Origin of the sequence: Muribaculum gordoncarteri (assembly GCF_004803695.1) — a bacterium.
Taxonomy (GTDB): Bacteria; Bacteroidota; Bacteroidia; order Bacteroidales; family Muribaculaceae; genus Muribaculum; species Muribaculum gordoncarteri.
In genome coordinates, this window is record NZ_CP039393.1 from 3007346 (window position 1) to 3028826 (window position 21481).

21 protein-coding genes are annotated in these 21481 nt (G+C 51.8%); 5 read left to right on the forward strand and 16 right to left on the reverse strand.

All coding sequences use genetic code 11. The annotated features are described in order from the left end of the window. Window positions 1–30 precede the first annotated feature (30 nt). Window positions 31–2547, forward strand: a complete 2517-nt coding sequence (locus E7746_RS13125) for a glycoside hydrolase family 2 TIM barrel-domain containing protein (RefSeq protein WP_136411097.1) — start codon at window positions 31–33, stop codon at window positions 2545–2547. Window positions 2548–2550: 3 nt separating this feature from the next. On the opposite strand, the gene E7746_RS13130 is transcribed toward E7746_RS13125, so the two are convergent. Then, window positions 2551–3840, reverse strand: coding sequence for an ATP-binding protein (locus tag E7746_RS13130; protein WP_136411098.1), 1290 nt, complete (start codon window positions 3838–3840; stop codon window positions 2551–2553). Between the two features lie 409 nt (window positions 3841–4249). On the opposite strand from E7746_RS13130, the gene E7746_RS13135 reads away from it, so the two are divergent. Further along, window positions 4250–4699: a GatB/YqeY domain-containing protein gene (locus E7746_RS13135; RefSeq protein ID WP_136411099.1), complete on the forward strand. Its 450-nt coding sequence runs from the start codon at window positions 4250–4252 to the stop codon at window positions 4697–4699. A 28-nt stretch (window positions 4700–4727) separates the two neighbouring features. Beyond that, window positions 4728–5999: a serine--tRNA ligase gene (gene serS / locus E7746_RS13140; RefSeq protein WP_123394783.1), complete on the forward strand. Its 1272-nt coding sequence runs from the start codon at window positions 4728–4730 to the stop codon at window positions 5997–5999. On the opposite strand, the gene E7746_RS13145 is transcribed toward serS, so the two are convergent. The 7 genes from E7746_RS13145 to E7746_RS13175 form a co-directional block, all read right to left on the reverse strand. Beyond that, complete coding sequence (locus tag E7746_RS13145; protein WP_136411100.1) at window positions 5996–6592, reverse strand: TatD family hydrolase; 597 nt, start codon at window positions 6590–6592, stop codon at window positions 5996–5998. The two genes, serS and E7746_RS13145, sit on opposite strands and share 4 nt — an antisense overlap. Then, a complete protein-coding gene (yidD, locus tag E7746_RS13150; RefSeq protein WP_370270938.1) occupies window positions 6589–6813 on the reverse strand; it encodes a membrane protein insertion efficiency factor YidD in 225 nt (74 codons plus the stop codon). The genes E7746_RS13145 and yidD overlap by 4 nt, the downstream gene beginning before the upstream one ends. Continuing rightward, window positions 6810–7199: a ribonuclease P protein component gene (locus tag E7746_RS13155; protein ID WP_123394781.1), complete on the reverse strand. Its 390-nt coding sequence runs from the start codon at window positions 7197–7199 to the stop codon at window positions 6810–6812. Before E7746_RS13155 ends, yidD begins: the two co-directional genes overlap by 4 nt. A 104-nt stretch (window positions 7200–7303) precedes the next feature. Further along, complete coding sequence (locus E7746_RS13160; protein ID WP_123394780.1) at window positions 7304–8056, reverse strand: uroporphyrinogen-III synthase; 753 nt, start codon at window positions 8054–8056, stop codon at window positions 7304–7306. 25 nt (window positions 8057–8081) lie between these two features. Further along, on the reverse strand, window positions 8082–8879 hold the full coding sequence (locus tag E7746_RS13165) for a DUF4271 domain-containing protein (RefSeq protein WP_123394779.1): 798 nt from the start codon (window positions 8877–8879) through the stop codon (window positions 8082–8084). Between the two features lie 13 nt (window positions 8880–8892). Beyond that, the gene (locus E7746_RS13170; RefSeq protein ID WP_136411101.1) at window positions 8893–9453 is read right to left on the reverse strand and encodes an LOG family protein; all 561 of its coding nucleotides are present in this window, start codon (window positions 9451–9453) and stop codon (window positions 8893–8895) included. Window positions 9454–9457: 4 nt separating this feature from the next. After that, a complete protein-coding gene (locus tag E7746_RS13175; RefSeq protein WP_136411102.1) occupies window positions 9458–10066 on the reverse strand; it encodes a riboflavin synthase in 609 nt (202 codons plus the stop codon). 646 nt (window positions 10067–10712) lie between these two features. Between E7746_RS13175 and E7746_RS13180 the strand changes: the two genes are divergently transcribed. Then, entirely contained in the window at window positions 10713–13511 is a 2799-nt protein-coding gene (locus E7746_RS13180) for a sugar-binding domain-containing protein (RefSeq protein ID WP_136411103.1), read from the forward strand. A 4-nt stretch (window positions 13512–13515) separates the two neighbouring features. Here the strand turns inward: E7746_RS13180 and E7746_RS13185 are convergent, their stop codons facing one another. The 7 genes from E7746_RS13185 to E7746_RS13215 form a co-directional block, all read right to left on the reverse strand. After that, on the reverse strand, window positions 13516–14796 hold the full coding sequence (locus E7746_RS13185) for a hemolysin family protein (protein WP_123394776.1): 1281 nt from the start codon (window positions 14794–14796) through the stop codon (window positions 13516–13518). After that, entirely contained in the window at window positions 14793–15590 is a 798-nt protein-coding gene (gene lptC / locus E7746_RS13190; protein WP_238337238.1) for an LPS export ABC transporter periplasmic protein LptC, read from the reverse strand. Before lptC ends, E7746_RS13185 begins: the two co-directional genes overlap by 4 nt. Window positions 15591–15594: 4 nt before the next feature. Continuing rightward, a complete protein-coding gene (locus E7746_RS13195; protein ID WP_136411104.1) occupies window positions 15595–16854 on the reverse strand; it encodes a hypothetical protein in 1260 nt (419 codons plus the stop codon). Beyond that, window positions 16841–17572: a type III pantothenate kinase gene (locus tag E7746_RS13200; protein ID WP_123394774.1), complete on the reverse strand. Its 732-nt coding sequence runs from the start codon at window positions 17570–17572 to the stop codon at window positions 16841–16843. The genes E7746_RS13195 and E7746_RS13200 overlap by 14 nt, the downstream gene beginning before the upstream one ends. Window positions 17573–17702: 130 nt before the next feature. Beyond that, window positions 17703–18086 carry a hypothetical protein gene (locus E7746_RS13205; RefSeq protein WP_136411105.1) on the reverse strand — a complete coding sequence of 128 codons (384 nt, stop codon included), beginning with the start codon at window positions 18084–18086 and terminating at the stop codon, window positions 17703–17705. Window positions 18087–18120: 34 nt separating this feature from the next. Then, on the reverse strand, window positions 18121–18423 hold the full coding sequence (locus E7746_RS13210; RefSeq protein ID WP_123394772.1) for an FtsB family cell division protein: 303 nt from the start codon (window positions 18421–18423) through the stop codon (window positions 18121–18123). A gap of 51 nt (window positions 18424–18474) precedes the next feature. Then, window positions 18475–18957: a hypothetical protein gene (locus E7746_RS13215; protein WP_168184398.1), complete on the reverse strand. Its 483-nt coding sequence runs from the start codon at window positions 18955–18957 to the stop codon at window positions 18475–18477. Window positions 18958–19060: 103 nt separating this feature from the next. Here E7746_RS13215 and E7746_RS13220 point away from each other — a divergent pair, with 103 nt between their 5' ends. After that, on the forward strand, window positions 19061–20647 hold the full coding sequence (locus tag E7746_RS13220; protein ID WP_136411107.1) for a mechanosensitive ion channel family protein: 1587 nt from the start codon (window positions 19061–19063) through the stop codon (window positions 20645–20647). A 10-nt stretch (window positions 20648–20657) separates the two neighbouring features. On the opposite strand, the gene E7746_RS13225 is transcribed toward E7746_RS13220, so the two are convergent. After that, window positions 20658–21338 (reverse strand): SGNH/GDSL hydrolase family protein, encoded by a 681-nt coding sequence (locus E7746_RS13225; protein ID WP_123394769.1) that lies wholly within the window; start codon window positions 21336–21338, stop codon window positions 20658–20660. Between the last annotated feature and the right edge of the window lie 143 nt (window positions 21339–21481).

Consider the following 21481-nt stretch of genomic DNA (forward strand, 5'->3'; position numbering starts at 1 on the left):
GACAGTGTTTAATTTAGTAATTCATTGCTTATGCGACTAAACATCCTTTGGCTATTTCTTATTATTGCGTCACTTAATTGCAGTGCATCGCGAGTGATTGATAATTTCAACCGCGACTGGCGTTATGTGTTGGGCGATGTCGCCGGTGCCGAACATCCCGATTTCAATGACTCTGACTGGCAGCACATCGGTTTGCCCCATTCGTTCAGCACTCCCTATTTTCTGTCGACCGACTTCTATGAAGGCTACGGATGGTACCGCAAGAATTTTCACGTTGACAGGAAAGATTTGGAAGGCGTTTTGTCGCTCGACTTTGACGGAGTGTTTCAAGAGGCTGAGATATATGTTAACGGACAAAAGGCCGGAGTGCATCGAGGCGGATACACCGGTTTTAATGTCGACATGACTCCGTTTCTGCATGAGGGCGACAATGTCGTGGCTGTGCGCGTCAACAACCTTTGGCGGCCTACTCTCGCACCTCGTGGAGGAGAGCACGTGTTCAGCGGAGGCATATACCGTAAAGTCAGATTGGTAAAGAGCTCACCCGTCCATGTGGCATGGTACGGAGTAGGTGTAACAACCGATGGCCTTAAGGCATCTAACGGTAAGTCAGCTTCGGTCAACGTTGATATTGAATTGGCCAATACGCGAGCCGAGAAAGGCGAATACACTGTTAAGTCGATTTTGAAGTCGCCCGAGGGCAATGCTATAGGCGAGTGTCAGTCCCGCGTCGTGCTTTCGGGGGATTCGTTGACGGTTGTCAAGCAGTCGTTTGATAACGTGAAATCGCCTCGTTTATGGCATCCGTCAACTCCGGTGTTATATTCGGTCGATACAAAGATATATAAAGGCTCGCGTGAGATTGACAATGTCACTACCGACTTCGGTTTCCGATGGTTTGAATGGACTGCCGACCGTGGATTTTTCCTTAACGGCGAGCATTATGTGATAAAAGGAGCTAACGCTCATCAAGACCAGGCCGGGTGGGGTGACGCCGTTCCCGATGGTGCTCATCGCCGCGATGTGGCTATGCTTAAGGAGGCTGGCTTCAATTTTATAAGAGGTTCCCACTATCCACACTCTCCTGCCTATTTGAAGGCATGTGACGAAATGGGACTTTTGTTTTGGTCGGAAGCCCCGTACTGGGCTACCGCCGGGCCGAAGGACGATGGATCGTGGACGGCAAGCAGCTATCCTATTGTAGAAAAGGATTGTGAAGAGTTTGAGCAGAGCGCATTGGATCAGCTTGCCGAGATGATACGCATTCACCGCAATCATCCCTCTATAGTCGTATGGAGCATGTGTAACGAGCCGTTTTTCTGCGCCGATGGAACATTGCCGGGCGTAAAGAAACTGTTGACAAGAATGGTTGAGCTGTCGCATAAGCTTGACCCGACGCGCCCTGCAGCAATAGGCGGCGCACAACGACCGCTTGGAGATAATCGAATAGACTTCTTGGGCGATATCGCAGGATATAACGGCGACGGAGGCACGATTGCCGATTTCCTGAATCCCGGAATACCCAATTTCGTCAGTGAATATGGCGTGACGGCGACCCTTCGCCCCGGAAAATATGATCCGGGGTGGGGTGACCTTTGGAAGGATGACCATTGGCGCGGACATGATTGGCGAAGCGGACAGGCTATATGGTGCGCATTTGACCATGGCAGCATCTTCGGGCCGGCTCTTGGCAACATGGGCATAATCGACTACTTCCGCATTCCCAAGCGCTCGTGGTACTGGTATCGCAATGAATACGGTGGCATCGCTCCTCCGGAATGGCCCGTTGACAACGCGCCTGCAGCCATAGCCATAACACCGTCGTCAAGCGAAGCATCTACCGACGGCACCGATGACATACATCTGCTTGTCACGCTTCTTGACGGAGAGGGTAAAGAAGTGACCGCTTCGCCCGATGTCACTCTTGAAATTGTTTCTGGTCCCGGGGAGTTTCCCACCGGACGCGCAATCACATTCAGCAACGGCACCGACATTCCCATTATCGAGGGTAAGGCGGCCATAACCATTCGCGCTTACCAGCAGGGCAATACTGTGGTTGAGGCTCGGTCGGAGGGACTGCCTTCAAAGCGTATATCTCTTAAATTTAAAGACGGGCCTGATTACGATGCGTCGCGTCACGTGGTTTCACCCCGTCCCTATGTGCGTTATGTGCGCGACAAGGGCGAGCAGCTGGCTACATTCGGGGTGAACAGCCCTACGTTTGCGTCAAGCGCTGCAGCCGGACATGCGGCAGGTTATGCTGCCGACGGCAACCGACACACATATTGGCAGCCTGAGGCGTCCGACAATAATCCGTCGTTCACTCTCGACACCGAGCGCGGATTGCTGTTGCGTGATGTCAATGTTGAATTTGTCGACGGATATGAGTGCAATCCCGTTATGGAGGCTTCGGCCGACAACGTGACATGGCATCCGGTCGATGATGTTAAAGCGTCAGATATGCGCGTACGTTTCCTGCGACTCTCCTTTAAGCCGGGGGCAACCCTTCCCCGCCTTTCGGGAATAAGTGTCAGGGGTGTGCTGTGACAATCAATCCTTGAGTGTGCCGACGGGGACAACCAATACTCCGTCGGTGCGTTGATATGCGTAATCGCCCACTGCGGTCAGCACCATCATAAACGACGGAGCTTTCATCTTTGTCGTGTCGATTCTGCTTTTCAGGGTGAGCAGGCTCTTTGCGCCTTCGTCGATAAGCTTGTCACCGCCTAATTTTATCTCTACAAGTCCGTAGCTGCCGTTGCGCAAGTGAACTACTGCATCGCACTCAAGACCCGTTTTGTCGCGGAAGTGATACACGGTTCCGTCCAGTGCTTGTGTATAGACCCTTAGATCCCTTACGCACAAGCACTCAAACAGTAGGCCGAAAGTGTTAAGGTCGTTTATCAGGTCGTCGGGACCGAGCCCGAGTGCCGCGCAGGCAATGGACGGATCGGAGTAGTAGCGTGTATCGGAGCTTCGTATCGCCGACTTGCTTCGCAGATTCGGATTCCATGCCGGCATGTCCTCGATTACAAATATGCTCTTCAGCGCGTTGATGTAGGAGTAGACGGTCTTGTCGCTCAATTCAACGGTGTCGTTTTCGGCGATGTCGTCCAGAATTGTCTTTGCGCTCACTTGTGCTCCTTGATGACGGGCGTATGACCGCATTATTCTGCGTGTCCTGTGCTCGTCGCGCTCTACATCGTCAACTCGTGAAATGTCTATCCTCACAATTGCCTCGTAGTAGTTTATGGCTTGACGCAATGCGGTCTTGTTCATGCCTTTGTCTACGGCTTTGGGCCATCCGCCGCGACACATGATGAATGCTATGTCGTAAAGTGTCAGTCGGTTTTGTCCTCTTATCGGTGTATCGTCCGACTGTTTGAAGAGGCTTGACAGGCTTACATCACCCGATGAGTCCGATGATTCCCACAGCGACATCGGCCTCATTCTCAGCCATGAGAAGCGGCCTGTGCCTGAGTGCTTCATCTGCTCTTTGTCCTCTTTTGGCGGTACGGCCGAGCCGGTGAGTATGAATTGACCGTCTTTTCTTCGATGGTCTACTTCAAATCTCACGGCGTCCCATATTTTGGGGGCTATCTGCCATTCGTCGATAAGGCGTGGTGTGGCTCCCGACAAAATGTAATTCATGTCGGTGTCTACCATCTGAAGGTACTGAGTGCGCCTAAGCGGGTCGTCCATATATATTACGCTGCCTGATGCTTGCTGTGCCGAGGTGGTTTTTCCGCAAGCTTTGGGGCCTTCCAATACTACGGCTCCCATGGCATCCAGTTCGTCTTTTAGTATGTTGTCGATTATCCTTTTTCTATAGTCGTCCATCGTTCTTGCTTTATGCCTACAAATGTACTATATTCCAATTGAATAAACAAATATTCTGCGATTTTGTTTCTGTACTTGGCACGATTTCACTTCCGTACTTGGCACGATTTTGTTTCCGTACTTGGCACGATTTCACTTCTGTACTTGGTACGATTTCGCTTCCGTACTTGGCGCGATTTCACTTCCGTACTTGGCACGATTTCACTTCCGTACTTGGCGCGATTTCACTTCCGTACTTGGCACGATTTCACTTCCGTACTTGGCACATTTTTGCTCCCTCTTTAATCTCCCATGCCGGGCATTGTGTGACAATTGGTTGGGTCTAAGTTAATAATCGGTTATTTCTGTGATGATATTTTTCCCTATCTCGCATTTTATCGTTATTTTTGCACCTAAATTTATCACGGATATGGACCTTTTTGATAGAATCAGTGCCGATATAAAGTCGGCCATGCTCGCAAAAGACCGCGTTCGTCTGGAAACATTGCGCGGTGTAAAGAAAGAATTTTTGGAAGCCAAGACTGCCAAGGGTGCCGACGGTACTCTTACTGATGATGCAGCCGTGAAAATCCTTGTTAAGATGTTGAAGCAGCGTCGTGAAAGCGCCGAGATATACAGCAGTCAGAATCGTGCCGACCTTGCCGGCGACGAGCTTGCTCAGGTTGCTGTTATCGAAGAGTATCTGCCCAAGCAGCTTAGCGATGAGGAACTTGCCGAGGAGTTGCGTAAAATCATCTCGCAGGTGGGTGCCACATCGGCCAAGGAAATGGGTAAGGTGATGGGCGTCGCCTCAAAAGCTCTTGCCGGCCGTGCCGACGGTCGTGCCATTTCGGCTAAGGTAAAGGAGCTGCTCGCCTAATTATGCAAGAAAAATAATATATCACTATATGCTTACAATACAGCAAATAAAGGAAGATCCCCAACGCATCGTAAAGCGACTTGCCGTTAAGGGATTCGATGCTCAAGAAACTATTGACCGCATTCTTGAACTCGATGCAAAGCGTCGTCAGTGCCAGCTCACCAACGACACCAAAGCGGCCGAACTTAACAAACTCGCCGCAAAAATAGGCAAACTCATGAAGGATGGCGCTCGTGAAGAGGCTGAGCAGACAAAGGCTGCCGTAGCCGCTTTGAAGGACGAGCAGAAAGCCATCGCCGAGCAGCTTGCAGCAACCGAGGATGAAATCCGCAACATATTGCTTTCAGTTCCCAATGTACCGTGTGACATGGTTCCTGAAGGAAAAACGGCAGCCGACAATGTGGTTGAAAAGACCGGCGGTCCCATGCCCGACCTTCCCGAGGATGCTCTGCCTCACTGGGAGCTTGCCCGAAAGTACAATCTCATCGACTTTGACCTCGGTGTAAAGATTACAGGTGCCGGATTCCCGGTATATCTCGGAAAGGGTGCCCGCTTGCAGCGCGCTCTCATCCAATTCTTCCTTGACGAAGCCGGTAAGGCCGGTTATCTTGAGGTGCAACCCCCCTATGTTGTGAACGAGGCTTCGGGCTACGGAACAGGTCAGCTGCCCGACAAGGAGGGACAGATGTACTATGTTAATGAGGACAATCTCTATCTCATCCCCACCGCTGAGGTTCCCGTAACCAATCTCTATCGCGATGTCATACTCAACGACTCTCAGCTCCCGGTTAAGAATTGTGCCTACTCGGCATGCTTCCGTCGTGAGGCCGGCAGCTACGGTAAGGATGTGCGCGGACTTAACCGCCTGCATCAGTTTGACAAAGTGGAGATCGTGCGCATCGAGAAGCCCGAGAACTCCTACGCCGCTCTTGAGGAGATGAAAGCCCATGTTCAAGGATTGCTTGAGAAACTTGGATTGCCCTGGCACATACTTCGTCTTTGTGGCGGTGACATGTCGTTTACTTCGGCTATCACATTTGACTTCGAGGTATTCTCTGCCGCTCAGAAGCGCTGGCTTGAGGTTTCGTCGGTTTCAAATTTTGAAACATATCAGGCCAATCGACTCAAATGCCGTTATCGCGGCGAGGACAAGAAGACACGCTTGTGCCACACTCTCAACGGTTCGGCTCTTGCATTGCCCCGCATCATGGCAGCATTGCTCGAGAACAATCAGACACCCGAGGGAATCGTCATCCCTGAATGTCTTCGCAAATACACAGGCTTCGACATCATAGATTAAGAACCGGCTCTAAGAAGCCTGTAAGGAAGCGCGGGGTCGAGTTGCGGAAATGCCGCGGCTATCTGTTCAATGGGCAGCTGACTCTCGTCGCTTTCCACCAATAGGCGGCTTGATGGAATCACCGAAGCCGACTCGCTGTTAAACCGCTCGCCGAGTGACAGGTAGAATCCTTCGTCGACAAGCTGCCTGGCGAGTTGGGGCTTGCCTCGGAATCCATGTATTATCCAAGGCTCTTCGGGCTTCAGTTCCTTATGTAGTCTTATGATTTCGGCGAAAGCCTTTACAATATGAAGTATTACCGGTTTCTGCGTCTTCCGGCTTATCTCGAGCTGAAGACGCAGAAATTGCATCTGTCGGTCAAGGTCGGCTCCGCGCAGACGGTCGAGTCCGGCTTCACCTATGGCTACAATGAACGGTGACGCGGCTTCTATTTCAAGCCGGTCGATTGCCTTGTCGGCATCGGGAGTGTCGGTGTCCCACGGGTGCACTCCTGCTGAATAGAGCTTCCCCGGTTGCGGCGTCACCTCCTTGCTGAGGTTTATTATCGCATTTTCGCGGCTCGCATCGTGGGTGTGTATATCGAGAATTTTCATGGTACCGGGTCATATCCGCTGCCTCCCCAAGGATGACAGCGCAAAATGCGGCGCACGGCAAGCCACAGTCCCTTTATCGGGCCGTGTTTACGCAACGCCTCCACTGCATATTGGCTGCATGTCGGCGAATATCGGCACGAAGGCGGGAAATGAGGCGATATGGCGCCTTGATAAAAACGTATGGGGAGTATCAGCAATCCCGTAATCAGTCGCTTTATCATTGCTTTTCGGTCACAAATGTTGACGAAATCTTGTTGAGTGCCTTTATCACGGCGCTCTCTATGCGGCTGTAGGGTTGCAGGGAATCGGCTACATATATGAAAGCCATGTCGATGTTTACCCCTTCGGGAAGGGTAAGCTCATTGCGGTTGAGGCGATAGGCCTCGCGTACCCGTCGGCGCATTGTCACGCGGTCTACGGCGTGGCGCAGTCGCTTCTTGGGTATGGATATCAGGAATTGTACCGATGCGCCGTTACGCTCGCTCACACGCCACACGGCACGCAGCGGATAGGCCATAGCTGAACCGTTGCCCTCCTTGCGGGCAAACAGATTCTCTATAGCTGTCACCGAACATAGCTTTTCGCGTTTATAGAGCCGTAATGACATGGGTTTCGGTCTTTTCTTTAAAAGCCGTTAAATGCACCATGACGATGAATTTAACGGCTTTGTTATCTGTTTTGTTATTTGTTTCGTTTGTATTTGGCGATGGCTTAAGCCTCTTGTGCGGCATCCTCCTTAAGGAAGAGATCAAGGGCTGCAGTCATCGACGGAGCGTTGGTTGTGGGGGCCTCCATGTCAAGTCGGAGTCCTGCATCGCGCACAGCCTGAGCTGTGGTTGAACCGAAGCATCCTATCTTGATTTCATCCTGCTTGAACTTGGGGAAGTTCTTGAGCAGAGAGTCGATTCCCGACGGGCTGAAGAAGAGCAGCATGTCGTAGTCAAACGGTTCATCGGGGCCGAAATCGTTGCTCACCGTGCGGTACATCACTGCCTTTGTGTAGTTGATGTTGTTGTGGTCGAGGATGTTCAGGTCCTCCTTGTGAACGTTGCTTATCGCGTAGAGGAAACGCTCCTTGTTATGTTTGAGCAGATAGGGAAGAAGATCGTCTATCTTGCCTGTGTTTACAAAGAAAATTTTGCGCTTGCGGTAGAGAATGTACTTTTGCAGGTAATTGGCTACCGATTCGGTAGTGCAGAAGTATTTCATCGTATCGGGTACGGTGTAACGCATCTCTTCGCAAAGGCGGAAAAAATGGTCTACCGCTGTGCGTGCGGTGAATATTATCGCTGTAAAATCAGATATTGTTATACGTGACTGGCGAAATTCTTTTGCACTCAGTCCTTCAACCTTTATGAAAGGGCGAAAATCTATTTCGACACCGTATTTTTCAGCGATTTCGTAATAGGGGGATTTATCAGAGGTAGGTTTCGGTTGTGAAACAAGTACTTTTTTTACTTTCACTCTTTTAGGGGCTTATGAGGATTGGCTAATTTAATAATAAACGACATAGTGAAAATGCGCCCCGGTACACTAATAACACCGGAATTATTTCCACGGTGCAAAGGTACAAAATAAAATAAAGCAAGGATGGAAAATTGTGGTAAAAAATTCTAAAACCCTTACAAATAAACACAATACGAGCCAAAATGTAGAGCAGCGCACTGATGGAAATGAGGCTTAATGCCGCTGCCGGATAAAAGAGCACGGCGAGAGCGGGCACGAGAAGCAGGAATCCGAGAAGCGCCTGCGTGGCGTTGAAACCCTTCAGCCACTGCGATGCTCCGGTGGCGTCAGTGAACACATAACCTATCGTGCCGTAGGCGAGAAGCTGCAAAAGATAATATATTAGCGTCCCGCCGGTAAGAAGTCCTATGACAACCGGAAATCGGTTGGGTGGAATTTCGATGCCGGCAAGCAGCAGTCCAGAGAATATGAGTATTGCTTCGCATGCACACACCTGGATTACGAGCACGACCATGATTCGCGTTTCGTTGAGTGTGTGGTCGTCAAAGGCATTGGGACGCTCGCGCACCGACAGCAGGTTCTGCGACATTGTCTTGAAAAAGAGTGCGTAGTGCTTGACATTGAAGATGACGAGCAGGAGCATGGCTATGACTATGCACAGCACACCCGAGTTGTAGCCCGGCAGTTCGGGTCGTGTATCGGCCGACACGCCGAGCGAATAGGCGGTCACGCCGCTATACAGGCCTTCGGCGTCAACCGCTGTAGGCGAATCTATATAGTGGCACTGGGTGTCAAACGGGCGTGAATAATCCTGCTGCATCGTCGGTATCGTATCAGTTTATAAGCTCATTGTCGGTGAGGGCAAGGTCAAGGGCCTCTTCGTGTGTTTCTGCCACTTTCCAAAGAGTGCGGCTTCCGTGACGCATGAAGTGCTGCTCATCGGTGTGTTGCAGATGATTGAGCAGCGGCGAGTAGAATCCGTGGTCGTCGAGTATCACCACGTTGCCGTCGTAAAGGCCGAGCTGACGCCATGTTATTATTTCAAATAACTCGTCAAGTGTTCCCACGCCTCCGGGGAGTGCTATTGCTGCACACGATAGCGAGGCCATGCACTCTTTGCGCTCGTGCATCGATTCGGTGACGATAGTGCGTGAGAGCCCCTGATGATTCCAGTTGCGCTCCATCATGAATCGGGGCAGCACGCCAATGGCATTGCCTCCGGCCTCAAGCGCTCCGTCGATAACTGCGGCCATAAGTCCCATGCAGCCTCCTCCGCACACTACATCGTAGCCGCGTAACGCTATTCCACGACCTATCTCACGGGCTGTGGCGAAGTATGTCTTGTCTATGTCGGCGCTTGATGCGCAGTAAACAGCTATGCCCTTGCGTTCCATTGCGTCAACGGCTCACCTCCATCAGGCGGCTAAGATATTTGCCTATTATGTCAAATTCGATGTTGACCTTGGTGCCCTTCTCGATTTTGCAGAAGTTGGTGTGCTCGAATGTGTAGGGAATTATGGCCACGCGGAATGAGTCGATTTCCGAGTCACACACCGTAAGGCTGACGCCGTTCACTGTCACCGATCCCTTTTCGACCGTAACATAGCCGCGACGCGCCATTTCGGGATTCACCGTATAACGGAAGCGGAAGTAGCGGCTGCCGTCGACATCCTCGATGTCGTCGCACACTGCCGTGCAGTCGACATGTCCCTGAACGATGTGTCCGTCAAGACGGCCGTTCATGAGCATGCTGCGCTCAAGGTTCACGAGGTCGCCGGGCTTCAGGTCGCCGAGGTTGCTGCGGTCTAGAGTTTCCTGTATGGCGGTGACGGTATAGGTGCCGTCGCCGGGGAGCGACACTACGGTAAGGCACACTCCGTTGTGCGATACCGACTGGTCTATCTTTAGCTCGTCGACAAACGAGCATGTGAGTGTCAAGTGCACATTGCCGCCGTCGCGCTTGATGGCTGTGACCTTAGCGGCTTCTTCTACAATTCCTGAAAACATAATTGTCAAGTGTTGAGGATTGAATATTGTTGTTTATACATTGCAAATTTACGAAATATTGCCATTAGTATAAAATGAAAGTGCACTTCTTCACAGAAGCACACTCCCTCATAACCAAAATTCAAGTATATATTTCTTGTTGTCTAACAAAATGTTGCCAACTGTCAACAATTTTTGTTGTTGCTTAGAACTTACAGCCACACCCGAGTAGATGTAGTTAATATAGAGTGACGATTTTTTTGATATGAAAAGCTGATAATCAACGTGGAGTGTTGAAGCTCATCATGGCAAAATGAGTGACTGTGTTTTCTAAGTATATGACTTTCTTCAAGCTGATGCAAAATTACTTCAAAGTTTTGAAAACGAGCGTATTAAATACTATAATAAATCTAAAAAACACCGACACTCGTGAACAATGGGTTAATGCGGTGTTAATTAGGTAATTATGTTAGTGCATAATTCCATTTTAAGAATTGAAGTTGAAAAATTAACCCTCCATTTTTAGTTAAAATGACGGTTCAGGCGTATATGAACCCGATTTTAAGCATTATATATCGCGTTAAGGGCTGTTCATTTGCCCGAAGCCGGTCACGTTATTGTAAAATAAAATTTATATTTTTGTAACTGATACCAATATGACCAACCGATGAATCTCTTGAATGGATTGAAATGCAGTGTTATCGTGCTGTTGTGCGGTTTTTCGCTATGCTTTAACAGTGTAAATGCTCAGCGTGCTACTGTCGATCTTGCCGGTGAATGGAAATTTTCGACATCGCTTGCCGGTGACTCGGCGATTACGGTGAAGTTGCCCGGAACGACCGATACCAACGGGGTGGGCGTCATCAATGACAATCACGGTGAAACAACTCAGCTTACCCGTCGCACTACATTTTCGGGCAAAGCCTATTACAGCCGTTCGGTCGACATTCCGACCGACTGGAAAGGCCGTCACATAACACTGATGCTTGAACGCACTCGTCCGTCGGAGGTGTGGGTCGACGGAGTAAAGATTGGTTCATGCCGATATTTGTCGACGCCTCATCGTTACGACCTGTCGGAGGCATTGTCGCCGGGGCGTCACATCATTACTGTCATGGTTGATAACGGCGATGCTATCCCCGAACAGATAAAGTCGAGTTCTCACGCCTGCACCGAGTCGACTCAGACCAATTGGAACGGTATAATCGGACGAATTGAGCTTCAGTCGGTCAATCCGCTTCACGTGTCGTCGCTTTCGGCGTGGCCCGATGTCGATTTACGCAGCTTTAAGATTGTGGCCGATTTGTCGCGTGACAAGTCACTTAACGGTAAGAGCATGACAATCGGAGTCGGCGACCGTAGTGTGACATTGCCGCTGCGTGACGGAGTAAAGCGTTACGAGGCCGTAGTAGCCCTCGGTGACACCGCACGCCTCTGGAGCGAATGGACTCCGGTGCGTCACATCGTCACCGCTGTAATTCCGGGCATCGATTCCGCATCGGTTAAGGCTGGATTGCGTGACTTCAAGGCCAAGGGGCGGCAGATGTCGATAAATGACACCGTCACATTCCTGCGCGGACGGCATGATGCCTGTGTATGGCCGCTTACGGCCCACGTGGCAATGGATGTCGATTCATGGCGCGACTATTTCCGCACAATAAAGGACTACGGGTTAAATCACGTGCGCTTTCACTCGTGGTGTCCTCCCGATGCCTGTTTTGAGGCTGCCGACATGGAAGGCATATACCTGCAGCCCGAGCTTCCTATATGGGGTGTATTCTCCAAGGACTCCGAGGAGCTGATGCAGTTTCTGCTTGAGGACGGGAAGAGGATACAGGAGGAGTATGGCAATCATCCGTCATTCGTTATGTTTGCGCTTGGCAATGAACTTTGGGGCGAAATACCCGTCATGTCGGAATTCATAGAAACTTTCCGCGGCATTGACTCGCGTCATCTCTATGCTTATGGTTCCAATGTATATCTCGGATATAACGGTCACATCGACGGTGAGGATTTCATGGTGACATGCCGCGTAGGCGGAGGCGATGGCTACTCTACCCACACTCGTGCCTCATTCAGCTTCTATGATGCCGATGAAGGCGGTTACCTTAACAACACGCCGCCCAACACGGTTATGAATTTCCAGAAGGCCGTCGAGTTGTCACCCGTGCCTGTCGTGGGACATGAAACCGGACAGTATCAGATATATCCCGACTATGCCGAGATGTCAAAATACACGGGAGTGTTGCGCCCCGACAATTTTGCCGAGTTCAAGCGAAGGCTTGAGGCTGCGCGGCTGGGCGGTCAGGCTCTTGACTTCCATCGAGCCTCGGGCGCTTGGGCCGTTGAGCTTTACCGCGCCGACATCGAGATGAATCTCCGCACGCCCGATATGGCCGGATTCCAGTTGCTCGACCTTCAGGACTATCCCGGACAGGGCACCGCGCTTGTGGGCGTTCTCGACGCATTTATGGACAACAAGGGACTCGTGTCGCCCGAAGAGTGGCGGCGATGGTGTGATGAGGTGGTGCTTCTTGCCGAGATGCCGCGTTACACCTATAATGAAGGCGAGATGCTTGAAGTGGATTTGGCTGTCGCCGATTATGGCAATTGTGCATTGGCGGGCGATACTCTTGTGTGGAAGCTGTGTCACGGCGATGTGACGGTCGAGAATGGCCGCATGATTATCCCCGAGGGCAGGGGGCTGCTTGATGTGGGACGCATTAATGTGCCGCTGGCCACAAGATCCAAGGCGCGGCGCATGGATTTAAAGCTGGAGCTTGCAGGGTCGGACATAACCAACAGCTATCCGCTTTGGGTCTATCCCGCAGGCGGAGAGTTGTCGGCCGGTGATGTGATTATAGCATCGTCGCTCTCCGATGATGTCACCAAGGCGTTACGTGACGGAGCGCGTGTGCTTCTTGCACCTTCACGCAGCATTGTCGACAGTACCACCGTTGGCGGCCTCTTTATGACCGACTACTGGAACTACAGGATGTTCAAGACCATAAGCGAGAGCAACAACCGCCCTGTGTCGCCGGGAACAATGGGTTTGCTTATCGATGCGTCACATCCTGCACTGGCTCAGTTCCCCACCGACTATCACACCTCATGGCAGTGGTATGGAATAGTGAAGAACTCCTATCCGCTGATACTTGACGCACTCAACGACACCGATTATCGCCCGCTGGTTCAGGTGATAGACAATGTTGAGCGCAATCATCGGTTGGGACTTGTGATGGAGTTTAATGTCGACAAGGGTAAGCTGCTCCTTGTCATGGCCGATGTCGACAAGGCTTCGTCAACGAGGGAGGGGCGTCAGTTGCTGAATTCGCTTGTCGGCTACATGAACAGTGACGCATTTTCTCCTGACGCCACGCTTAGTCTTAAGCAGCTTGAGGAGCTGCTCACGGTGCCTGCGTCGTCATCGCGGATCGACGCGTTACATAACATTTCTTACGATTAGTGATTTAATCCTCCTCGGGCGGGTTGACGGTGATGCGTATAAGTTCAAGGCGCGTCGCCGACTTCTTGATGATGGAGAATGTCATTCCCTTTATGTCAAATGTGTCGCCCTGTGAAGGTATTTCGCCGAGATTGTTGAGAATGAATCCTGCAAGAGTCTGGTATTCGTCCGATTCCGGCAGGTCGAGATTGAATGTTTCGTTGAGGTCGGCTATTTCACATCGGCCCGATATTTCATATACACCTGGCTGCACTTCGCGTGCGGTCAGTCGGCGGTTGTCGTGTTCGTCCTGTATGTCGCCGAATATCTCTTCCACGAGGTCTTCAAGCGATACCAGTCCGGCTGTACCCCCGAATTCATCCACCACAATGGCCATTGAGCGCTTCTCGGCAAGGAGCCGGCGCATCATCTTGTTGGCGAGCAGGGTTTCAGGCGCGAATATCACGGGCTTTATCGCCTCTTTCCAGTTGGACTTGGGGTCGAAAAGCTCGCTCACATGTATGTAGCCCAGCACATTGTCTATGTCATCGCGGTAAACTACGATTTTCGAGCGTCCCGATGATGTGAAGAGCGCCGACAGCTCGTCGCGTGTCGTAGTGTCGATGTTGATTGCCACGACCTCGTTGCGGGGTGTCATGCAGTCGCGCAGGTGGGTCGACGAGAAGTCGATGGCGTTATGGAATATCTTCACTTCGTTTTCGACTTCGTCCTTGGCAGCCTGCTCGTCGATTGATGTCTGGATATATTGGTTGAGCTCGCCTACAGTAAGCATTCCCATCGAGTGATTCTCATTCTTTATGCCGCACATTCTCATGAGTGTCTTCGACAGCCATGCAGTGAATATGGAGATGGGGTAGAGTATTACCCAGAAAAAGAATATGGGCAGTGCGAAGTAACGCAACGATGAATTGGGATTGATGCGGAATATTGTCTTGGGAAAGAACTCGCCCGTTATCAATATTATAGCGGTGGATATGAGTGTCTGCATCAGCAGAATGAACACCTCGTTGTCGTAGATGCCCTTGAGCCACGGATCGAGCAGCTCGGCCGCCCCCATACCGTAGATTACGAGCATGATATTGTTGCCCACCAGGATGGTGGATATGAACAGATCCTGATACTTGTAGTACAGGTTGATTATGCGCCCTATGAATCCGCCGCGCTTTACATCGATTTCGACTTTGACGCGGTTGGACGATATGTAGGCAATCTCCACACCCGAGAATAGGGCGGAGAATGTCAGCGACACGAGAGCTATTATGAGCCACACTGTTGTAAGCGTCATTTCAAATCCTTTTTGAGCTTTAGTTGTTCTTCTCTATCAATACGATTTACCGGTGCCGGACGCGAGGGTAGCGGCTTGCCGTCGATTGCACGTTTGGGCGGACGGGATTGAACGGGCTGCTCATCAGCCGCCTTCTTCTCGGATGCCGGTGCTGCTTCGGGCTCCGGCTCAACGGTCACGCTGTCGGTGGCCGATGAGTCACGTGCGCCGCCGCGGAAATCCGATACGGGGAATATGCCCGACGGTCGGGTGACGGTGTAGGTGGTCATCTTCTCGTTTGACTCAAATCCGTAGCCTTCGATTATGCGGTCGCTTCGCTCGATGTGGATGAATGAATCGGAGTAGACTTTGTGGTTGCGCTGATCCCAGAATATCTGGTTGGTCAGGAACTTCTCGTTCTGCACGTTCAATATCCTTACGTTGCCGTTGAGCTCCCACAGTGACTTGTCACGGTAGTAGGTGGCCGAGTCGCAACGTATTGTGGCATCGGTATTGAAGTTGTTGTCAAATTTTTCAAGAAACAGGCTCTCGGGGAATCGCCATTTGGGCTCCTTCGACTCGTCATATACGAGCCATAGGGGAGTCGTGATGCGGTAGCGCGTTATGCCTGAGTCGGAGATCATCGTGACGACATCGCGGGTTATCATTGTCGGCACGAGCTCGCCGTCGGTTTCACGATGCACTACATCGGTCTTTTCCTGAGAGCAGGCTCCCAGAATCACAAGCCCGGTCACTGCTGCTACAGGAAACAGCCGCAGGCCGCTGAATCTATGTGCAATGTCCGACAGGGTCACTTGCTTAACGTATCTTGCTCTGATAGAACCAAAGTTCGTTGAAGTTTACGCCCAGTGTCACGCTGAAGTAGTTCTCCTTGATAAGCGGCATGGGGTTGGCCTGGCGGTGACGCCATTCAAAGCCTATGTTGATGACGGTCTTCGAGCCGGGAGCGGGAAGTCCGAATCCCATCGTGAGGCCGTATTCGCGCACATTGTTGCCGCGCACCTTTATATAGTCGTTGGAGTAGAATCCGCCAAGGCGATAGTTGACGCGCTGTGCGTAGTTTCCTCGTGCTCGGGGAGTGAGCTGTGCGCCGAGGGCAAATTTCCAGCGGTTGTTGAACTCGGTCGATTCATTGAACTCCTTGTTGAGGTCGAAGTCGGCGTTTTTCCAGGGCTGGTAGGTGAAGTCAGCCTCCACCATGAGCTTTTCATTCCACACGTAGTTCAATCCGATACCCCATGTTTCGGGAAGCGAATACTTGCCCTTGAGCGAAGTGTAGCCTACCGTGTCGGGAACCGCTGCGCCTGAGCCGTCGGTGTCGGCGTTGACATCATATTTTATTCCCCAGGTGTGACCGAGAAGAGTCTTACCGGGGGTGTAGGTGACACCCGCGGTGAGCTTGTCGCGGCCGTTTATGGGCAAGGCGTACTGAATACCAAACTGGAGGCGGTAGTCACGCACTTCGATTACGCGCTCAAAGAGGGTGGTCGAGCCGGCTGAAGTGGTAACGTATGAGTCGTTGATGGTGGTGCCGAAGAGGTAGCCTATGTTGGCTCCTAAGGTGAGGCCGGTGAACGGACGTACACCAAGTCCGAAGTAAAGCTGGTTGAGGCCGCCCGAACCTTGACGCAGCGAGGTGCCGTTGTCGACTTTGGAGCCAAACGAGTAGCCTACCGACGACAGGGGTACGAGGCCGATGCTTCCACCCAGATATTTGGTGATGGGAAACTGCATGGTGATGTAGTCGAGGCCGCCGCCGAAGTCCTTGCCCGAGGTGTTACCCTCCTTGCTCCAAAGAGCTGTGGTGGTGAGGCCCATGTCGAAGAGAAATGTCAGCGAGTCGATGGCTGCGTAGCTTGCCGGGTTCATGGCGTTTATCTGTCGGCCCGAACTCATTGCGTAACCAACGCCTCCCATGGCCCGTTGAGCCGATGTGGCGTTGTCGTTCAGGATACCGTATCCGTATTTTGAGTAAGGGCTCATCGGGTTTTGCGCCTGAGCGCTTACTGTAACTGCGACTATAGCTATCGCAGCGAAGATTTTCTTAACGAGATTCATTATATGTCAATATACTGTTTAATCCTTTACATACGAGCAGAGAGTCAATCTCGACATTGCCGTCGATCAGCGGCGCGAGTCTTACGGCGTCACCGCCGGTAAGCATCACTATGGTGTCGTCGGGCAGCTGCGAGCGATAGTAGGCTATCTCTCCGGCAACGCCTCTCACCACGCCTGACATTATGGCGCCTTCGGTGTCGGTGCCCCATAGGGCTACATTGTGTTCCGACTCCACATCGACCAGCGGCAGACGGCTCGTCATGTCGTGAAGCGCCTGTGCGCGCATCCACAGTCCGGGCGCTATGTTGCCGCCTATAAACGTTCCGTCGGTGTCGAGCACATCGTAGGTCACGGCGGTGCCTGCGTCGACCACGAGCACCGACCGTCCGGGATAGCATGCCCATGCGCCGGCTATTGCGGCTATGCGGTCGCGGCCGAGGGTCGTAGGGGTGGTGTAGCCTATCTTTATGGGCAGCGGCAGCATCGATGTCAGCTCATATACCCGCGGTGCTATGCCGCGAAGTGTCACGACTATGTCCTCGCCGTGGCGCGATACCGAGCAGTAGATGGCTGCCGTGATGTCGTAATCGGCTGCGATGTCGGTGAGTATGCGCGGCGTCAGCTCCTCGTAACGCCATGAGCGTACGAGAGCCGGTCCCCTGAAAATGGCGACTTTCGCGGCTGAATTGCCCTGGTCTATGACTAAGTTATGACCCATTGCGGTGACAAAATTACTAATTCCGCGTGAATTAACGCTTTAAAACTGCGGTGATTTTCGACCCATGAATGACTTATTGGAACCAAAATGGCGATTTTAACCTATTTTTGGCTTTATCGCGATGGTTTTGTCAGCTGTGCGACGACTTTGCGGCACGCGGAATCATGATTGAAGTATAGAGCAGGATGCAGCCTTCGGCAAGCGTGAATGCAAGCCAGTCCGATGCTCCTGCTCCGGGATAGAACATAAAGAATGTGGCTACGCAGAAGAATATCGACGACCACGCTTCGATGCGGTGCAACCGCTTTACGCGTAGTATGTCGCCCTTGTAGGGTGTCATGATGCGCCCTATCAGCGACACCACGGCTCCTGCGCCGTAAACCCATTTGAAGGCGGGGCCGCCTATGCCGAGTATGGGCATCAGCACGCCTATGGCAATCAATATCAGTCCGGCCGAAGTGACCCACGGCCACAGTCGGCTTGAATTCCTGGATGTTATTCCTGATTTCTGCATTGTGTCAAAGTGTTGAGGTTGGGGGTGTGGTTTTTTACTCGACAATGTACACATCCTCGTTTTCGCGCTGCATGTGGTAGCGTTCGCGCACGATGCGTTCCATTGTTTCGGGATCGGTGTCAAGGCTGTGGTTCAGCTTGTTGTAGTATTCGAGCGTGTCGCGGTTGGATTGTATCTCCTCTTTCAGGTCGGTTATCTGTCGGTTGTACTCCATCGACTTGAGGATGGAGTTTTCGTTGAAAAACAGCACGATGACCACAAACACCACTACTATGATGAATGTGACTGAAATGTAGTGGCGACACCACTCCCATATTTTTTTTACTGATGAACCCATGACTGTGCAAAGGTAGTCAAACGTTGTGATATAGACAATACAATTAACAATCTATTGCACAAGCTCCTTGACTATCGACAGGCCCGGAGTCACAGTAAATGACATTGTGACGGAGCGGCTTAACGCTTCCGATGTGTAGCGCAGGTGGTAGTGCAGGCGGGGCTTGAGGCATGTAAGTGTGAATGTGGCGGTGTCGGGTGTGTCGTCCGATGTTCCATGGCCGCTTATTATGCGCTCCTCGATGGTGATGTCGCAATCCTTTATCGTAATAGCCAGGCTTACCGAGCCGTCGGATGAGAGCAATCCGCCGAATCCCTGCCGTGTGATGACTGTGCTGTAGTCGTCGCGACAGGTCAGCTCGATGCCGAAGCTGCCGGCGAGAACTCCCTCGTGCGACAATAGCCCGGCGGCAAATTCAGTCACAGCCTCGTTGCGTGAACCCGGCTTCATTATGAGTGCTATTACCGCCGCGGCGGCTATGAATCCGAGTACACAAAGCTCAACAGTCCCTATTGCAATCCATGATAATGTCATCGTTGCCAAAGATACGCATTTTTTTCAAACCAATTCAATCCCGACTATGTTATTATTAGACCATTATTAGGTTATATTACTTTTTTATTGTACTATTTTACTTATGGTTATCTCTTGGATTCCTACCCACAAGGTAGCGCAGTGGCTGCTGAATTTAGTCGACAGAATCCTGTTGTGGCTCGGACTCACCAAGTCGAGCATGGCCGAGGAGGTCGTCTATACGGTGATTATTCTCGGCATCGCACTGCTGGCCGGATGGCTGACACGTAAGGTCGTGGTGTTGATAACGCAGCACTTCGTATATGCCCGGCGAACGATATTCACCGAGGAGATGGAGCATGAGCAGTTGATCAACAAGAGCAGTCACATAATACCGCCGCTTGTATTTATGGCGTTTATCCCGTTTGCGTTCCAGACCGATTCCCATGCGCTCGACATTCTTATGCGCATAGTGCTTGTGTATTTCGTGCTGACGGTGGGATGGACGATTTGCTCGGTGTTCAATGTCATCTGGGTGAACTACAACAGGAAGGAGAACACCAAGAACCTGCCGCTGAAGGGCATCCTAAATGTGGCCAAGGGGCTTGTGTGGATGGTGATAGCCATAATATCGGTGGCACTGCTTGTCGACCGCTCACCGGCGGCTTTGCTTACGGGACTTGGCGCGTTTGCGGCGGCGTTGATGTTGATTTTCAAGGACTCAATCCTCGGCTTTGTGGCGGGATTGCAGCTGTCGGCCAACGACATGTTGCGCGTGGGCGACTGGATCGCCATTCCCGGCACGATTGTCAACGGCATCGTAACTGATGTGTCGCTGACCGCCGTCAAGGTTCGCAACTGGGACAACACCACCGTCACGGTGCCTCCCTACACGCTCGTGTCGACGCAGCTTCAGAACTGGAACAAGATGAAGCAGCGCGGACGGCGTCAGATACAGCGATCGATTCTTATCGACATATCCACGATACGCCCTACGACACCCGAGATGCTTGAGGATTTCAAGAAGCTGCCATTCATGAAGGACTATATCGAAAAGATGCAGAAATATGCAGCCGAGGGCGAGGCCACCTCGCTGATGCGCGACGACATAAAGGTCAACGGCTCGATCGACACCAATCTCGGTGTGTTCCGAGCCTATACTGGACTCTATCTGCATCATCACCCGTGGATTACGATGGGCGAGCTCACATGCATGGTGCGTGAGCTTCAGCAGACACCCCAGGCGCAGCCGCTTGAGCTGTTCTGCTACACCAATACCGCCGACTGGGTGAAGTATGAGGGCATACAGAGCGACATATTCGAGCATCTGATGGCGGCCGTGCCGGCTTTCGGACTGTCGGCTTACTCGGCTCCGTCGAGTCGCGATGTCGTCAACATAGGTAATCCCAAGCCTGAGGCGATGCCCTATAACGGTAATTCGCCCGTGCCTATGCCTGCCTATGACCCGAAGACCAATTGGGTGATTCCGCCAAACACTTCGGGCGACCCAGGATTTGCCTACAACGAGCATCCCGTTTATCCGGCCAATATCGCCGACATGGTGGCTGATGCCGAGGTGAAGGCCAATACGCCATTATCACCGTCAACAACACCTACACCGGCCGCTCCTGCTCCGTCAGCTCCTGCTCACGGTGATGTGGCTGCAGGCGGTGACGCCGCAAAGCAAAGTGACGCCCCCAAGGGCAAGTGACGCCGGAGCGTTATTGCTTCAAGTGCTGTTTTACCTGCTCGGCAATCTGCTCCATTCCCTTTATCGAGGGATGTCCCGCCTTCTTGTCAATGTCGTGCAACATGATGGGCGTTACTCCGTAGCGCTCGCATAGCGAGGTTATCGATTCGTTGATTTCGGGCTTCAGTTCGCTGTTTATTATAAAGTATATGTCGGTGCCTGGATAGTAGTCGACCATTGTCGACAGCATATAGGCCATTGCCGGCCTCACGCTGTAGAGCTGTTGAGGCGTCCAGTTCTCATACACATATTCGCCTATGGGGGCGTTGGCCCATGAGTCGTTGGTGCCTCCGAATATGAATATGATGTCGGGCGAACCGAGATTTTTCATTCTTGCGATGAACGACCGTCCCGAATAGTCCTCTCCGTTATAGCCCGTGTTGCATATCGTAGAACCCGAGAACGAGTTGTTGAGGCACAGCCTCCAGCCCTGATCCTTGATGAGCCGGTGCCACCATGTCTGAGTCACGGCGTTGACATCGGTTAGCTCGGGGTTGGGAACGGTGAAGTACCACAGGAAGTTGGAGTCGGGGGTTACGAATCCCTGGAATGTCGAGTAGGAGTCGCCGAGAATCGACACGCCTTTGCGGCTCTGCGCCGACATGCTTGCCAGCGAAGCCACAATCGCAATAATGACAATTAATCTTTTCATGCTAAATGATGATGTGATTTTGGATATGATTATGCAAATATGGCCATGATTCCGGAATAAAACAAAAAATGTGGAGTGAAAAATGCCCTTACGTGTGTTTTCAGGAGGCGGTATGGGGTGCAAAAAAATAAGTCGGCGACTGT